This is a genomic window from Paralcaligenes sp. KSB-10, assembly GCF_021266465.1.
Lineage (GTDB): Bacteria > Pseudomonadota > Gammaproteobacteria > Burkholderiales > Burkholderiaceae_B.
The window spans coordinates 1,967,584-1,982,599 of sequence record NZ_CP089848.1 but is presented as its reverse complement, the minus strand read 5'-3'; the positions used below and the strand labels follow the sequence as shown (position 1 = coordinate 1,982,599).

11 protein-coding genes are annotated in these 15,016 nt (G+C 59.3%); 4 read left to right on the top strand and 7 right to left on the bottom strand.

Features of this window, described 5'->3' with window-relative positions; genetic code table 11:
• Position 1: 1 nt before the first annotated feature.
• The 4 genes from LSG25_RS08990 to gabT all read right to left on the bottom strand — a co-directional run bounded on the left by LSG25_RS08990 (position 2) and on the right by gabT (position 4,852).
• Positions 2-1,258 carry an ABC transporter permease gene (locus LSG25_RS08990; protein WP_232744317.1) on the bottom strand — a complete coding sequence of 419 codons (1,257 nt, stop codon included), beginning with the start codon at positions 1,256-1,258 and terminating at the stop codon, positions 2-4.
• A 76-nt stretch (positions 1,259-1,334) separates the two neighbouring features.
• Entirely contained in the window at positions 1,335-2,381 is a 1,047-nt protein-coding gene (locus LSG25_RS08985) for an ABC transporter substrate-binding protein (RefSeq protein ID WP_232744316.1), read from the bottom strand.
• Between the two features lie 38 nt (positions 2,382-2,419).
• A complete protein-coding gene (locus tag LSG25_RS08980; RefSeq protein WP_232744315.1) occupies positions 2,420-3,523 on the bottom strand; it encodes an ABC transporter ATP-binding protein in 1,104 nt (367 codons plus the stop codon).
• A 54-nt stretch (positions 3,524-3,577) separates the two neighbouring features.
• A complete protein-coding gene (gabT, locus tag LSG25_RS08975; RefSeq protein ID WP_232744314.1) occupies positions 3,578-4,852 on the bottom strand; it encodes a 4-aminobutyrate--2-oxoglutarate transaminase in 1,275 nt (424 codons plus the stop codon).
• Between the two features lie 103 nt (positions 4,853-4,955).
• On the opposite strand from gabT, the gene LSG25_RS08970 reads away from it, so the two are divergent.
• Positions 4,956-6,452, top strand: a complete 1,497-nt coding sequence (locus tag LSG25_RS08970) for a PLP-dependent aminotransferase family protein (RefSeq protein WP_232744313.1) — start codon at positions 4,956-4,958, stop codon at positions 6,450-6,452.
• A 785-nt stretch (positions 6,453-7,237) separates the two neighbouring features.
• On the opposite strand, the gene LSG25_RS08965 is transcribed toward LSG25_RS08970, so the two are convergent.
• The gene (locus tag LSG25_RS08965) at positions 7,238-7,759 is read right to left on the bottom strand and encodes a hypothetical protein (RefSeq protein WP_232744312.1); all 522 of its coding nucleotides are present in this window, start codon (positions 7,757-7,759) and stop codon (positions 7,238-7,240) included.
• A 5-nt stretch (positions 7,760-7,764) separates the two neighbouring features.
• Positions 7,765-10,140 carry a Tex family protein gene (locus tag LSG25_RS08960; RefSeq protein WP_370635975.1) on the bottom strand — a complete coding sequence of 792 codons (2,376 nt, stop codon included), beginning with the start codon at positions 10,138-10,140 and terminating at the stop codon, positions 7,765-7,767.
• 189 nt (positions 10,141-10,329) lie between these two features.
• On the opposite strand from LSG25_RS08960, the gene LSG25_RS08955 reads away from it, so the two are divergent.
• Entirely contained in the window at positions 10,330-12,342 is a 2,013-nt protein-coding gene (locus LSG25_RS08955; RefSeq protein ID WP_232744311.1) for an ATP-dependent DNA helicase, read from the top strand.
• Positions 12,343-12,393: 51 nt separating this feature from the next.
• Here the strand turns inward: LSG25_RS08955 and LSG25_RS08950 are convergent, their stop codons facing one another.
• Positions 12,394-13,173: an outer membrane protein assembly factor BamD gene (locus tag LSG25_RS08950; RefSeq protein ID WP_232744628.1), complete on the bottom strand. Its 780-nt coding sequence runs from the start codon at positions 13,171-13,173 to the stop codon at positions 12,394-12,396.
• 115 nt (positions 13,174-13,288) lie between these two features.
• Between LSG25_RS08950 and LSG25_RS08945 the strand changes: the two genes are divergently transcribed.
• The gene (locus LSG25_RS08945) at positions 13,289-14,251 is read left to right on the top strand and encodes an RluA family pseudouridine synthase (protein ID WP_232744310.1); all 963 of its coding nucleotides are present in this window, start codon (positions 13,289-13,291) and stop codon (positions 14,249-14,251) included.
• The gene (pgeF, locus tag LSG25_RS08940; RefSeq protein ID WP_232744309.1) at positions 14,239-15,006 is read left to right on the top strand and encodes a peptidoglycan editing factor PgeF; all 768 of its coding nucleotides are present in this window, start codon (positions 14,239-14,241) and stop codon (positions 15,004-15,006) included. Before LSG25_RS08945 ends, pgeF begins: the two co-directional genes overlap by 13 nt.
• Positions 15,007-15,016 lie beyond the last annotated feature (10 nt).

Below are 15,016 nucleotides of genomic sequence, written 5' to 3'. Positions count from 1 at the left end.
GTCAGCCTAGCCCCAGTTCCCGGCCCGACAGCCTGCGGTACAGCGAGTACAGCAGCAATGTGCCGATCAGCAGGATGAAGCCCAGCGCGCTGGCCATGCCCCAGTTGATGGTTTGATTGGTGAAGTAGGCAACGTAGTAGCTGATCATCTGGTCGCTGGCTCCACCCAGCAGGGCGGGGGTGATGTAGTAGCCGATGGCGATGATGAAGACCAGGAGCGTTCCGGCGCCTATGCCTGGATAGGTTTGCGGCACATACACGCGCCAGAATGCCGCAAAGGGATGACTGCCCAGGGAAATCGCCGCGCGCTGACAGGTATTGGGTACGGACTGCATCACGCTGAATATGGGCAGGATCATAAAGGGCAGCAAGATGTGGGTCATGGCGATATATACACCGACCCGGTTGAACAGCAAGGCGATGGGGGCATCGGTAATGCCTGTGCTTATAAGCGCCTTGTTGACGAGGCCCTGGCGCTGCAACAGCACGATCCAGGCGGCAATACGCACCAGCACCGAGGTCCAGAAGGGGATCAGTATGCAGATGATGACCAGGTTTGCCCGGCGTTTGGACAGTGTCGTGATCCAGTAGGCCAGCGGGAAGCCCAGGATCAGTGTCAGTATGGTTACCACGGCGCTGATCAGGAATGTGCGGCCGAATATATCCAGGAATGCCGATGTGCCCGCCGGAGCCCTGACGATATCGCCCTTGGCGTTTTGCTTCAGGTCGAGAGAAGCGAGCAGGTAGTACGGAGAATACGCCGTATTGTTGCTGGCGATCGCCTGCCAAAATGGCAGCTCCGACCAGTGTTTGTCGATCTGGATGAGACGGGTGCGGATATCCGCGTCGCTCAGTGTCTTGCCGTCCGGCCCCGTCAGAGGCATGCGGCGTATGGTTTTGAAAATCAGCGAACGGTAGCCCGGGATCTCGTAATTGAGCCTGCGGGCGAGGCCGCCGGCGGCGCTTGATCCTTTGGCCTTGCCCAGGTCTGCCGCCAGCGCGGCATAGGCGGCATCGCTCGGGGCAGTGCTGCCGTCCCAGCCCTTCAGCGTTTCCAGGGTTTTGGGCAGTGTGGCGATGACTTCCGGATTTTCGACGGCGCGCTGGAGCAGGGCGCCGATAGGTATGACGAAAATGACCAGCAGGAACAGGGCCAGGGGGGCGACCAGAAAGAACGCGCGCCATTTCCGTTTGCGTTCGGCGGCCCGCATGGCATGCCTGATTGCATGCGCATCGTTGTTTGTAATCGTCGCTGTCATCGCTGAGTTTGCCTGGATGGCGTCTCCCGCCGCGAACGGCAAGAGGAACGCCAGGTTTTTAAGAGACGGTCAGGTCCTAGCGGGCCGCCCAGGCGGTGAAGCGCTGATCCAGTTCTTCGCCATGGTCGGTCCAGAACGAATTGTCGGAGAACAAGGCGTTCTTGCCGTTTTCGGGCGAGTTGGGCAGATTGGCCAGGGTCTTGGAGTCGAGTTTGCCGATGGCCTGTTTGTTTACGGGTCCGTAGGCAATATGCTGGGCGTAGGCAATTTGAGGTCCGGTGGACGTGGCGAAGCTGATGAATTTTTCAGCGGCCGCCTTGTTGGGTGTGCCGGTGGGGATGACCCAGTAGTCCAGGTCGTAGATGCTCTGGTTCCAGACGACCTGCAGCGGTTGTCCTTCACGTTGCGCGGCGTCGATGCGGCCGTTATAGGCTGTAGACATTACCACGTCGCCGGCAGCCAGCATTTGCGGAGGTTGCGCGCCTGCTTCCCACCACTGAATGTTGGGCTTTAGCTGGTCGAGCTTCTTGAAAGCGCGGTCTACGCCTTCGGGCGTGCTCAGTACTTTGTAGACATCCTTGGGGGCGACGCCGTCCGCCATCAGAGCGAATTCCAGGTTGTAGTGGGCGCCTTTGCGCATGCCGCGTTTGCCGGGGAATTTTTTCACGTCCCAGAAATCGGCCCAGCTTTTAGGCGCTGTTTTCAGGGTTTTGGCGTTGTAGGCCAAGGCGGTCGACCATACGAAGGCCCCCACGCCGCAGTCGCGTATGGCTTCCGGCACGTAGTCCGCCTTGTTGCCTATTTTTGACCAGTCGAGCTTTTCGTACAGGCCTTCATCGCAGCCGCGGCCCAGATCTCCGGTTTCGACTTCAACGGCATCCCACACGACATTGTGAGTTTCGACCATGGCTTTGACTTTGGCCTGTTCGCCGTTATAGGCAACGGTGATGATTTTTTTGCCGGTCTGTTTTTCCAGAGGCTTGATGAACGCGGCGTCCTGGGCATCGCCGTTGGCGCCGCCGAAATTGACGACGGTGAGATCGCGCGCGCTGGCCACGCCGGAACCCAGGGCCATCATGGCCGATGCCAGGCTCAGGGCGCACAGTATTTTATGGGTATTCATAAGTTGTCTCCGTGGTTTTTAAATTGGAATGGGAAGAACTAGGGAGTGAATGCTCGGACGTGCTCGGGAGGGACGTGGAGCAGAATGTCGCTGCCGGCGGCAACGGATTGAATCGAGCTACTGTCACTGAGCGGTAGCTTGACAAAAAAGGGAGAGGCTTGCGGAATGCTGCATCGCAGCCGCACGTGATCTCCAAAATAAACCTGATCGAGCGCCGTGGCGCGGATCAGGTTGGTGTCCGGACTGGCCTGGCCGCTGACAATGCGTATCCGTTCCGGTCGCATCGCAACTATGCAGGGCGCGCCAACCTGTGCCTGGCCGATGTTGAGTCCGGTAATGGCCGTGCCATTGCCCAGATGCACGACACAGCGGCCATCGGAGCTTGCCTGGACTACGCCTTCGAACTGATTGCAGTCACCGACGAATCCGGCCACAAATCGGTTGCAAGGCGACTCGTACAGTGTATTCACAGGCGATATTTGCTGGATGATCCCCTGGTCGAAAACGGCGACGCGATCCGACATGGTCAGGGCTTCGCTTTGATCGTGAGTGACGTAGACGAATGTGATGCCCAGCTTCTTGTGCAGGGCCTTGAGCTCCAGCTGCATATGTTCCCGCAGCTGTTTGTCCAATGCGCCCAGGGGCTCGTCCATGAGCACCAGCTTGGGTTCGAATACCAGGGCGCGCGCCAGGGCAATGCGTTGCTGCTGGCCACCCGACAACTGGGCCGGGTAGCGCTTGGCGAAGGCATTCATTTGCACCATAGACAGGGCGTCGTCGATGCGGCTGGCCCGCTGGGCCGCGGGGACCTTGCGCACATTGAGAGGGTACTCGAGGTTTTTCTCAACGGTCATGTGCGGAAACAGGGCATAGTTCTGGAAAACCATGCCTATGTTGCGCTTGTGCGGCGGTACATTGTTGAGGCGCTGCCGATCCAGAAAAATATCGCCGCTGGTCGGAAATTCGAAGCCGGCCAGCATCATCAGGCACGTAGTCTTGCCCGAGCCGGAGGGCCCCAGCAGGGACAGGAACTCTCCTGGATAGATGTCCAGGTCCAGGTTTTTGACGACGAGGTTCACGCCGTCATAGGACTTCTGGACGCTCTGGAAGCTGACTAGGGGTTCTGGATTTGTTTGAGCCAAAATAGTTTCGCACTCGCTAATAATGGATTAACAAAAGTCCCGGCTGCGCTCCGGTCATGCCCGGGATGACTTGACTGCGTCGGCAAGAATGAGCAGCCCTTCGTCGAGAAGCTGATCGGGGATGGTCAGCGGAAACAGAAAACGGATGACGTTTCCGTATATTCCGCACGTTAGCAGAATCAGCCCGTTTTTCAGCGCATTTTTTTGTACCCGGCCGGCAAACTCCGGATTGGGTTTGCCGGAGTCCGCGTGCTTGAATTCAACGGCTATCATAGCCCCCAATCCTCGGATATCGGCTATTTCAGGGGTGATGGCCTGCAGCGCCCGCAGGCTTGCCCGCAATTTTTCGCCGCTCGCATTGGCTCGGGCAAGAAGCTGCTCGTCTTCGATAATATCCAGGACGGCCAGCGCGGAGGCCAGCGCCAGGGGATTGCCTGCGTAGGTGCCCCCCAGCGCGCCAGGAACCGGCGCATCCATGATTTCAGCTTTGCCGCATACGCCCGATAGCGGCATGCCGCCTGCCAGGCTCTTGGCCATGGTCATGAGGTCTGGAATGACGCCGCTGTATTCAATGGCGAACATTTTTCCGGTGCGGCCAAAGCCCGTTTGCACCTCATCGGCGATCAGCAATATGCCGTGTTTGTCGCACAAGGCGCGCAAGCCCCGGATGAATTCGAAGGGGGCCACATAGAAACCGCCTTCTCCCTGTACCGGCTCCAGGATAATCGCGGCGACCCGTTTGGGGTCGATGTCTGTTTTGAACAGCGCTTCAATGGCGTCCAGCGAATCCTGCGAACTGACGCCATGCAGTGCATTGGGGAAAGGAGCGTGATAGATCTCGCCGGGGAAAGGGCCGAACCCCAGCTTGTAGGGCGCCACTTTACCGGTCAGGGCCATGCCCATGAACGTGCGCCCATGAAACGCGCCTGAAAAGGCAATGATGCCGGTGCGGCCAGTGGCCGCCCGGGCTATCTTGATGGCGTTTTCGACGGCTTCGGCACCGGTGGTAAAAAAGGCGGTTTTCTTTTTGTGATTTCCCGGCGCTGCCCGATTGACTTTTTCGGCCAGCTCGACATATGAGGAATAAGGGGAGATCTGGAAGGCGGTATGCGTGAATTGGCTTGCCTGCTGCTGGACTGCCGCAACGATTTTTGGATGGCAGTGGCCCGTGTTGGCGACGGCAATGCCGGCCGCGAAATCGATATACCGGCGTCCTTCGATATCCCAGATTTCTGCATTCAGCGCGCGCTGTACGTAAAAATCGCACATGATTCCTATCCCGTTCGGGATGGCTGCCGATTTTCTTTCCTGCCAGGTCTGGTTGCTCATGATCGTATCCGCTTATCTCGATGGGGTGGTGCGCTAGCGATTACTATAGCGACACTATGGTCTACAATCCAGAGCCATTCTGGCAAATTTTATAGAGCCAATTATGGAATCCTTCATTCTGGCGGACTGGTTGCAACAGAGGCTGGATGCCGAAGCCGGCGAGCCCGCCTATCGGCAACTGTATCGATTGATTCGCCGCGTGATTCTCGACGGGCGCCTGACGGCCGGGGCGCGGCTGCCGTCGTCCCGCAATCTGGCGGTCGACCTGGCCATTGCGCGCAATACGGTTATTCAGGTGTATGAGCAACTGGCCATCGAAGGCTATGTCAATGCGGCGACCGGCCGCGGTACGCATGTTGCCGATCTGAGCCAGGACCTTATCGACGATCCTCTCGACAAGGCGAGCGGGGAGACCGGCACCCAGGCGCAGCCTTTGAACCGTGGGCTGTCCAAGCGCGGGCAGCACTTGATGGATCGGCTTGGATTTTCGAATCGGCAGATAGGTGCGTTCATGCCCGGCATTCCGGACGTGTCGGAATTTCCTCTCAAGGCCTGGGTGCGTATACAGAACAAACAGTGGCGCCGTGCCGCGCCCGCGCTGATGAGTTATGCGCCCGCCGGCGGTTACGAGCCTCTGAGGCAGGCGATTTCGGAATATTTGAGCAGCGCGCGTTCGGTCAACAGCACCGCCCGTCAGGTCGTCATGACCACCGGGATACATCAGGCAATCGATGTGGCGACACGTTTGTTGTGCCAGGTGGGGGATGTGGTCTGGATCGAGGAGCCTTCGTATTGGGGCGTACGCAACCTGGTGCTGTCGTCCGGCTTGAAAGCGGTACCGATCAGTGTGGATCAGGAGGGCATGTGTCCGACGGCGGCCGATTTTGCGACGCCCCCCAGATTGATCGTCGTGACGCCTTCGCATCAATATCCGCTGGGGATGGTCATGAGCCTTGCGCGACGCCGGATGTTGCTGGAATATGCGCGGCAAAACGGGTGCTGGATCATCGAAGACGATTACGATAGCGAGTTCCGCTTTGGCAGCCGCCCCTTGCCGTCATTGCAGGGACTCGATGACGCGGGGCTGGTGCTGTATGCGGGAAGTTTCAGCAAGACTTTGTTTCCGGGCTTGCGCGTGGGTTATCTGGTCGTTCCCGACGGTCTGGCCGAGGCGTTCTCGGGAGCGGTCGCCGAGCTTTATCGAGAGGGGCAGTTGATGACGCAGTCGGTGCTGGCGGAATTCATCCGTGAAGGTTATCTGACTTCGCATATCAGGCGGGTGCGCAATCTGTACGCCGGGCGCCGCACTTGTCTGATTGGTGCGATCGCAGGCCGTTATGGCGACGCGCTCGATATTGTGGGCGAGCATGCGGGCCTGCATCTGGTGCTGGCTCTGCCCGATTACGTAGACGATCATCGGGTAACGCGCGAGGCTTTTGAGGCGGGAGTGGTGGTGCGGCCTCTGAGTAATTATTATCTGAAGGCCGGCAGTGCGAAAAAAGGTTTGCTGCTCGGCTACGCAGGAGTGCCTGTTGACGAAATTGGCCCGGCATTCAATATTCTTTCGCGCGTGATCGATGCACAGTTGCTACGTGTCTAGCGCATTTTTGCTTCGAGTGTATGCGGGGCTGGACGCGTTTCAGTGACTTTTGTTTTGAGCTGTTTTTAGGCTTGAGTAGTGGCTTTGGACGGTGCGTTGCTGCGTTTGCTGTGTAGGCGGCGGTTAATTCTATTAAGACGCCGCAGGGTGGGCGGTGCAGTGCAGTCCGGCACGTCCAGCGGTCGTGGCGCTTGCGCGCCCCGACTGCCCGGGTCTGCCTCGTCCAGGCGGGCGTCGGGCCAACTCACTGCGCCGCTGGCGCGGCTCCGTTCAGACAGGGCCCGCCGAAAGCCCCCGCCTTCCCTTCGTCAGCACCCGGCGCTGGACTACCGCCGGACTGCACTGCACCGCCCACCCTGCGGCTCGCGTTGAGGAAATGCATCGAGGTATACGTTGAGGCGATGGGGCTTAATACATCCAGGTGCCAATCAAAGTAGATGTGGTCACGTGATGGAGGCATGGGTGTAGGCCTATTAACGGTAGGTGCAAGCACATTAATTCCAGGCAAGCCCTAACGCGAGCCGTCTATCGGGGCTTGGGGTCAGGACCGGCGTAAGGCGTGCGCCGGATGCTACCGTAGGGAAGGCGGGGGCTTTCGGCGGGCCATGTTTGAGCGCAGCCGCGCCAGCGGCGTAGCGAGTTTGGCCCGACGCCCGCCTGGACGAGGTAGATCCGGATCAAGCACGCCGTGCCGGTCCTGACCCCAAGCCCCGATAGACGGCGTCTTTAAATACCAAAGCATCAAATGCCATAAAACACTTGAACCGAAAATGCTCCAGCACCCCTTATTCGCACAGTTCGATTCGCAATCCCAACTGAGAGCAGAGGTTCATGATTTGCGGCACATCTTCCCGGTACACCAGCACGACTTGAAAATCATTGGTATAGCTTTCACCAAAACTGATCAGGCGATACTTGGGATGATGCACAAGCAATTCCTGATCCAGCCATTGATAATAGTCGGAGACGGTTTCGAAGGTATTGTTATTGTAGGGATACTCCGGCAGGGCCGGGTGTTCGAACGCCTCGACGATCTGCTCATAGAGCTCGTCGACCGTATCCGAAACCGCAAAGTAGTCTTCCAGCTCAATAAAAATAATAAATGCTGTCACTCCTGGCCGGTCGTATTCGGCCAGGCGCGCGGCATCGTCGCCGTAATTTTCTTTCAAGACCTTGACAGGATCGGCCTGCGCTTCGAGGCAGAGGTTGACGATACGCCGCGCCTCGTGGACGTCCAGGTCATGGCAACTGATCAGATCAATCAGAGTTGTCAGCTGTGCAGCCGTGTCTTGTGCGGTGGTATTCATAATGATTATTTTTTCAGTTTGGCAAAGGCAGCGGCCATCGCGCCCAAGCCCGCCGCTTCGGTCGGCCGAGGCGAGGCGGCAGGACGCCGGTTGCCTGAGCTGGCTTCGCTGCGTTCCGCGTTGCCGCGGCGCAAAGGCATGGAATCGTCGTTGAGCCGCATGGTCAGGCCGATGCGCTTGCGCGCCACATCGACCTCTTGAACCTTGACTTGCACTGTCTGGCCCACCCGCACCACATCGCGCGGATCCTTGACGAATTTTTCCGCCAGCGCCGAGATATGCACCAGGCCGTCCTGATGCACTCCGATATCGACGAATGCGCCGAAATTCGCAACATTGGTCACGACGCCTTCGAGAATCATGCCGGTGTGCAGATCATTGATTGTGTTGACGCCTTCCTTGAATTGAGCTGTCTTGAATTCCGGGCGCGGGTCGCGGCCGGGCTTTTCAAGCTCGACGAAAATATCCTTGACGGTAGGCAGGCCAAAGCGTTCGTCGATGAATTCGCTTGGCGATACCCCTTTCAGGCCGCCTTGCTGTCCCATGATCTGGTGGGCTTCGGTGTTGAGCTTCTTGAGGATGCGTTCCACCACGGGGTAGGCTTCAGGGTGTACCGATGAAGCATCCAGGGGATTGTCGCCATTGGGTATGCGCAAAAAACCGGCGGCCTGTTCGAACGCCTTGTCGCCGAAGCGGGAAACCTTGAGCAGCATCTTGCGATTGGCAAATGGGCCGTTATCGTCGCGCCAGGCCACGATATTTTTGGCGAGCGAGGAATTCAGCCCCGATACTCGTGTCAGCAAAGGGGCCGAGGCCGTATTGACATCGACGCCCACCGCGTTGACGCAGTCCTCGATGACCGCATCGAGCGAACGTGCCAGTTCCCGCTGGTTGACGTCGTGCTGGTACTGACCGACGCCAATGGCTTTGGGCTCGATTTTGACCAGCTCGGCCAGTGGGTCTTGCAGTCGGCGCGCAATCGACACTGCGCCGCGCAGGCTGACATCGAGATTGGGAAATTCCAGCGCGGCCAGTTCCGAGGCCGAATAGACGGACGCGCCCGCTTCCGATACAACGACACGCGTAGGCGACAGCGTGGGGAATTTTTCCGCCATGTCGGCCACCAGCTTCTCGGTTTCACGGGAGGCTGTGCCATTGCCGATGGCGACCAGTTCGATCTTGTGCCTGGCGGCCAATGTGGCCAGGGTGTTGATCGAACCTTCCCGGTCGCGGCGCGGCTCGAACGGGTAGATCGTGGCGGTATCGAGCAGTTTGCCGGTGGGGTCGATAAGAGCCACCTTGACGCCGGTACGTATGCCGGGATCCAGGCCCATTACCGGTTTCGGGCCGGCCGGAGCGGCGAGCAACAGGTCTTTCAGGTTGGCGGCAAAAACGCGTATGGCTTCTTCTTCGGCACTGTCGCGCAAGCGGCCGATCAGTTCGGATTCGAATGTGGTCAATAATTTGACGCGCCAGGTCCAGCGGCAAACCTCGGCCAGCCAGCGGGCGCGAGGCGCCGCATCGGGCTCGAATCCCGCATCGATATTTAAAAAGCGGGCTGTCCGCGCTACGCAGGGATGCGGATTCTGCAGTTCGAGGTCAGCCTCCAGGCCCAGGCGCAAATCGAGCACACTTTGCTGGCGGCCGCGCAGCAAGGCCAGGATGCGGTGCGAGGGCAGGGTGCGCAGGGGCTCCTTGAAGTCGAACCAGTCGCGAAAGTTGGCTCCTTCGGACTCCTTGCCCTCGACCACTTTGGCGTAGAGCAGGCCAGTGGCCCACAGGTGTTCGCGCATATTGGCCAGCAAGTCGGCATTTTCGGCAAATTGTTCCGCCAGTATGTCGCGGGCTCCGTCCAGGGCGGCCTTGGTGTCGTTGATGGATGCTTCGGGATTCAGATAGTTTTGCGCCAGTACGGAGGGATCGCATCCGGCGTCATTCAAAATGGCTTCGGCCAGGGGACCCAGGCCGGCTTCCCGGGCGATCTGGGCCCGAGTGCGGCGTTTGGGCTTGTAAGGTGCGTACAAGTCTTCCAGCCGCTGCTTGGTATCGGCTGCCAGGATTTCCTGCTGCAGCCCGGCGGTAAGCTTGCCCTGCTGTACGATCGATTCGAGAATGGCCGTCCGGCGGCCTTCCAGTTCGCGGACATAGAGCAGGCGCACTTCAAGATTGCGCAAGACGGTATCGTCGAGTCCGTCGGTGGCCTCTTTGCGATAGCGGGCAATAAACGGCACCGTGGCACCGCCATCGAGCAATTCCACGGCTGAACCGACTTGCGAGGCGCGCACATTCAGCTCGCGGGCGAGCTGGGCGATGATGCGTTCGGGGTCGTTGCCCTGGTTCAGGGCTATCGAAGTCATGGAAACGAAGGTATCAGCAGTCATAAGGCCATTGTAAAAACGTAATTCGAGCGGGGCATTTTGCCACAAGGCGGCATTGATCCGGGAAATACCCGGGTATCATCACGTTTGAAACCATTAAGGAATGTAAAAAAACGGCGGTGTATCCTTGTCGCTTGCGTCGGGCAATGGGCCGGCATTCAACTTTCATGCTTGTTACCTGTCGATTTTTCAATGTTTTTGCAAGAACTCTCTGATATTTTTGCCGCAGACGGCCCTATTGCCTCTGCCGTGCCCGACTACCGGCCGCGGCTGGCTCAGCTGGAGCTCGCGCAAGCTATCGAAAGCGCCATGCGGGACCGGTCCACCCTGGTGGCCGAGGCGGGTACGGGAACCGGAAAAACCTGGGCGTATCTGGTGCCGGCGTTTCTGGGAGGAGGCAAGGTGTTGGTGTCCACCGGCACTCGTACCCTGCAGGACCAGTTGTTTCGGCGCGATCTGCCCAAATTGCGCGAGGCCCTGTCGCTGCCGATCACCGTAGCGCTTCTGAAGGGCCGGGGCAACTACGTCTGCCATTATCATCTCGAGCGTCTATCGGGGGACAAACGCGCCTTGAAATCGCGTGCCGAAATGGGTCAACTGCGCAACATCCAGGTTTTTGCGAAGCAGTCCAGAACAGGCGACAAGGCCGATTTGGCGCAGGTGCCCGAAGAGGCCGATATCTGGAACCGCGTGACATCCACTCGCGAAAATTGCCTGGGCCAGGATTGCCCGCATTTGCGCGACTGTTTTGTCATGAAGGCCCGTCGCTATGCCCAGGACGCCGATCTGGTCGTCGTGAATCATGCCTTGTTCATGGCCGATCTGGCATTGCGCGAAGAAGGGATCACCGATTTATTGCCTACCGTGGATACGGTGATTTTCGACGAAGCGCACCAATTGCCCGACATTGCCACCCGCTTTCTGGGTACCAGCGTGTCTTCGCATCAATTGCTGGATCTGGCGCGATCGATCGAAGCGGCCGGCCTGGCCCATGCCAGGGAATCCACCAACTGGAGCGAGGCCTCCAAGAAACTCGAGCAGGCGGCGCGCGAATTGCGCCTGGCATCGAGTCCGATCGACAAATTGCCCGGTCGCAAAGCCACATTCGATGCAATTCCCGAGCCCGAATCATTCGATACTGCATTGTCCGAGCTGCAGAAGGTGCTGGACCGGAGTTCGCAATTGCTGAATGTCGTGACTGAAAAACACCCCGATCTTGCCGCGGCGGCCAAGACATGCCTGGACATCCGTGCCCGTCTGTTCCAGTGGAGCCAACCGGATCGGCAAGGGCATAACGCGCTGCAGCCCGAGCCGCCCCAAGAGGGAAGTGTGAACGATGAGGGCGGGGCGGTTCGGTGGGTCGAACACAGCCTGCACCACATGCGCCTGCATAGTGCACCGTTGTCGGTAGCACAGATTTTTTCACGCTACCGCAGTGCCAGTCAGGCCTGGATCCTGACATCGGCCACGCTGTCGGTGCACGGCGATTTCAGTCATTTTCTGCGCCAGCTTGGGCTTTGGGAGGCCAAAACCCTGCGCTGGGAATCGCCCTTCGATTATGCTCGACAGGGCGTTTTGTTTGTTCCGAAAGCCTTGCCTTTGCCCAGCGATTTTGCTTTCAACGAACGATTCGTGGATGCCTTGCTGCCGCTGGCCAGGATGGCCGCCGGTGGCGTGCTGGTTCTGTGCACGACCTTGCGTTCGGTCGACAGGATCGCCGAGCTGCTGCAGGAACGATTCGACGACGAGGGCCTCGACAGGCTGATATTGCGCCAGGGCGAGAGTTCGCGACGTATTTTGCTGGAACGGTTCCGCACAGAGAAAAACGCGGTGCTGGTGGGAAGCGCCAGTTTCTGGGAAGGGATCGATGTACCGGGCGATGCCCTGACGCTTGTGGCCATCGACAAGTTGCCGTTTGCGCCGCCGGACGATCCCGTTCTGGAGGCGCGTTTGAAGCGTTGCCGCGAGAATGGCGGCAATCCGTTCATGGAGTATCAGCTGCCGGAGGCCGCGATTTCCCTCAAGCAGGGCGCGGGGCGCCTTATCCGTTCGGAGACGGATTGGGGGGTGTTGATGGTGGGCGATACCCGTTTGGTGGAAAAGCCGTATGGCAAGTTGCTCTGGCGCGGCTTGCCGCCTTTTTCACGCACTCGCGAGCAAGCCGAGGTGCTGGCTTTTTATGACAAAAAACAGAATGCGTGCTGATGGCCGACCGGGCACCCGCAAGGGGTGCCTTTCTCGGGTGCCATCGGGCCGCTAGAGCCAGTTGATGGGATTCCAGTTGTTGACCGGCTCGTTCAGCCCCTGCTTGTAATATTTGCTGTTGGGGAAGTTCTTGTCCAGCACGCGCTTGGTGTCGTCCCGCAGTTGGGTCAGGCCAAGCTTGCCGTAGCTCAGGTACATGATGTACAGCGCTTTTTCGGCTATGGGCACGCCCTGAAAGTCGGTAATGACCTTTTGCGCCCGATTGACCGCGGCGACATAGGCGCCGCGCTCGTAATAGTACTGGGCGACATGGGCTTCATTCTCGGCAATGGTGTTGACCAGCCAGGTGACGCGTTTTTTGGCATCGGGGGTGTAGCGGCTGTTGGGATAGCGGGCAATCAGCTGGTTGAATGCCTCGTAGGACTCGCGCAGGCCTTTGGGGTCCCGTTCGCTTGGATCCTGGCGCGTTATGTTGCTGAAGGAGGCGCTGGGCGGCGTAAACGTAACCAGCCCTTTCAGGTACAGCATGTAATCCGTGCCGGGGTGGTTCGGATACTGCTGCTGGAACCGCGCAATGGCGGCCAGCGCCTGATCGGGTTCCTCGTCTTTCCAGTTGACATAAGCCAGGTCGACCAAGGCTTGTTGCGCGTAGACTCCGAAAGGATAGCGGGCCTCGACGGCTTCGAGGCGTGTGCGCGCGTCTTTCCAGTTGCCGTCGCTCATCTCGGCGTGGGCGTCTTTGTAGAGGCGGTCTGCGCTCCAGCCGGCTGTTTTGTCGACCTGGTTCTTGAAGGAACTGCAGCCGGCAATAAGCGCGACGGCAACGAGCATAAGCACCGCGTGCGTCAGTCGTTTCAGGCTGGGAAAGCGAGGTAAAGCGAGGTCTAGACGAATCACAAAAGTGTCCTTGGTGTTAGCATGCAGGCTGATTATATGATTTGTCGCCATGACTGACACAGTTATCCATAAAGAAAGTTCCGCCACAGATGAACCGGTCGAGTTTCAACTGCCGTTCCGGGCACCGCCGGAGCGGCTGGACAAGGCCCTGGCCAGGTTGATTCCCGAGCATTCCCGCAGCCGTTTGCAGGTCTGGATCGAGCAGGGGCACGTGTGGGTCAATGGCCAGCCGGGACGCATCAAGCAAACCGTTGGTCCGGGAGACAAACTCAGCGTCTGGGAGCAATTGCCGCCGGAATCGCTGGCGTTTTCTCCCGAGCCGGTCGAATTCGGCGTGGTGGCTGAAAGCGGCGACTGGATCGTCATCAACAAGCCTGCGGGCCTTGTCACCCACCCCGGCGCGGGCAATTGGCACGGGACTTTGCTCAATGGCTTGCTGTACCGTTTCCCGGAACTGAAGCTGGTTGCGCGGGCCGGAATCGTGCACAGGCTCGACAAAGACACCTCGGGCCTGCTGGTGGTCGCGCGCCACGAAAAAGCCCAGACGCACCTGATCCGGCAGTTGCAGGACCGCAGCGTCAGCCGAGAGTATATCGCCCTGGTACACGGCAATATACCCAAGAGCGGAACAGTCGATCTCGAGATCGGGCGCGACGCCAAGGTACCGGTTCGCATGGCGGTCGAGCGGCCGATCGCTCCCAAGCAGGCCATTACCCATTATGAGCCCCGGCGTATTGGCGAAAGCGCCGAAGGTCATGTTGTGACCGAAGTCGTCTGCCGTCTTGAAACTGGCCGTACGCATCAAATCCGGGTACATATGATGAGTCTGCGCCATCCCCTGGTGGCCGATACCTTGTACGGTGGCAAGCCTGTTGCCGGCGCAGTGCGGCAGTTGCTGCATGCGCGCTCCTTGAGTTTCGATGATTTTTCAAGCGGGCAACGGGTTTCTTTCGAGGCTCCGCTGGCCGATGATTTCAGGCAGGTTCTGGAGAACATTACATGGCAGAGCTGACGCCTGCAAATTCCTTGCCCAGTGTGACAGGCCTGGACTGGCGGGGTGTGCGGTATTTCTCCACGGTGCGCCAGGGAGGGGTCAGTACCGGGCCGTGCGCGTCGCTCAACCTGGGACGTCACACGCAGGACAACATCGATCATGTAGTGGAAAACCGGCGTCGCTTGCGCGCGGAGCTGCCGGCCGAGCCCTTCTGGCTGAATCAGGTGCATGGCGTCGAGGTGGCCGATGCCGACCTGCCCGCCGACGTGCCGCCTTCCGCCGATGCCGCCGTCACGGCGCAGAAGGATCGGGTGCTGGTCATCATGACCGCCGATTGCCTGCCGGTGGTTATTGCCGACGACGAGGGCAGCGTGCTGGGCGTGGCGCACGCGGGCTGGCGCGGGCTGCTCAATGGCGTGCTGGAAGAAACTCTTCGACGCCTGCAGGCAAAGCGTCCGCAGACATCGCGCTGGCGCGCCTGGATCGGGCCTGGAATCAGCCAGCGGCATTTCGAAGTGGGCGCGGATGTCCAGGCCGCGTTTGTCGATCGGGACAGGCGAAGCGCCGATTTTTTTGTGGAAAAAATCGCCCATGAAAAATGGCTGGCCGATCTGCCGGGCCTGGCAAGATTCCGCCTGCAGGAAGCGGGCGTGGGCCAAGTCGAGTTGAGCGGATACTGCACGTTCGGCGAGGCCGAGCGTTTTTACTCATATCGGCGTGAACGCGATACGGGGCGGCTTGCGACGGTGGCGTGGCTGCCGGAAGGGCGCTAGCCGGCGGTCG

What these genes read in the sequence shown, in the direction of transcription:
- LSG25_RS08990 (WP_232744317.1), bottom strand. Translation starts at nt 1,258, where the DNA reads ATGACAGCGACGATTACAAACAACGATGCGCATGCAATCAGGCATGCC.
- LSG25_RS08985 (WP_232744316.1), bottom strand. Translation starts at nt 2,381, where the DNA reads ATGAATACCCATAAAATACTGTGCGCCCTGAGCCTGGCATCGGCCATG.
- gabT (WP_232744314.1), bottom strand. Translation starts at nt 4,852, where the DNA reads ATGAGCAACCAGACCTGGCAGGAAAGAAAATCGGCAGCCATCCCGAAC.
- LSG25_RS08970 (WP_232744313.1), top strand. Translation starts at nt 4,956, where the DNA reads ATGGAATCCTTCATTCTGGCGGACTGGTTGCAACAGAGGCTGGATGCC.
- LSG25_RS08965 (WP_232744312.1), bottom strand. Translation starts at nt 7,759, where the DNA reads ATGAATACCACCGCACAAGACACGGCTGCACAGCTGACAACTCTGATT.
- LSG25_RS08960 (WP_370635975.1), bottom strand. Translation starts at nt 10,140, where the DNA reads ATGACTGCTGATACCTTCGTTTCCATGACTTCGATAGCCCTGAACCAG.
- LSG25_RS08955 (WP_232744311.1), top strand. Translation starts at nt 10,330, where the DNA reads ATGTTTTTGCAAGAACTCTCTGATATTTTTGCCGCAGACGGCCCTATT.
- LSG25_RS08950 (WP_232744628.1), bottom strand. Translation starts at nt 13,173, where the DNA reads ATGCTCGTTGCCGTCGCGCTTATTGCCGGCTGCAGTTCCTTCAAGAAC.
- LSG25_RS08945 (WP_232744310.1), top strand. Translation starts at nt 13,289, where the DNA reads ATGACTGACACAGTTATCCATAAAGAAAGTTCCGCCACAGATGAACCG.
- pgeF (WP_232744309.1), top strand. Translation starts at nt 14,239, where the DNA reads ATGGCAGAGCTGACGCCTGCAAATTCCTTGCCCAGTGTGACAGGCCTG.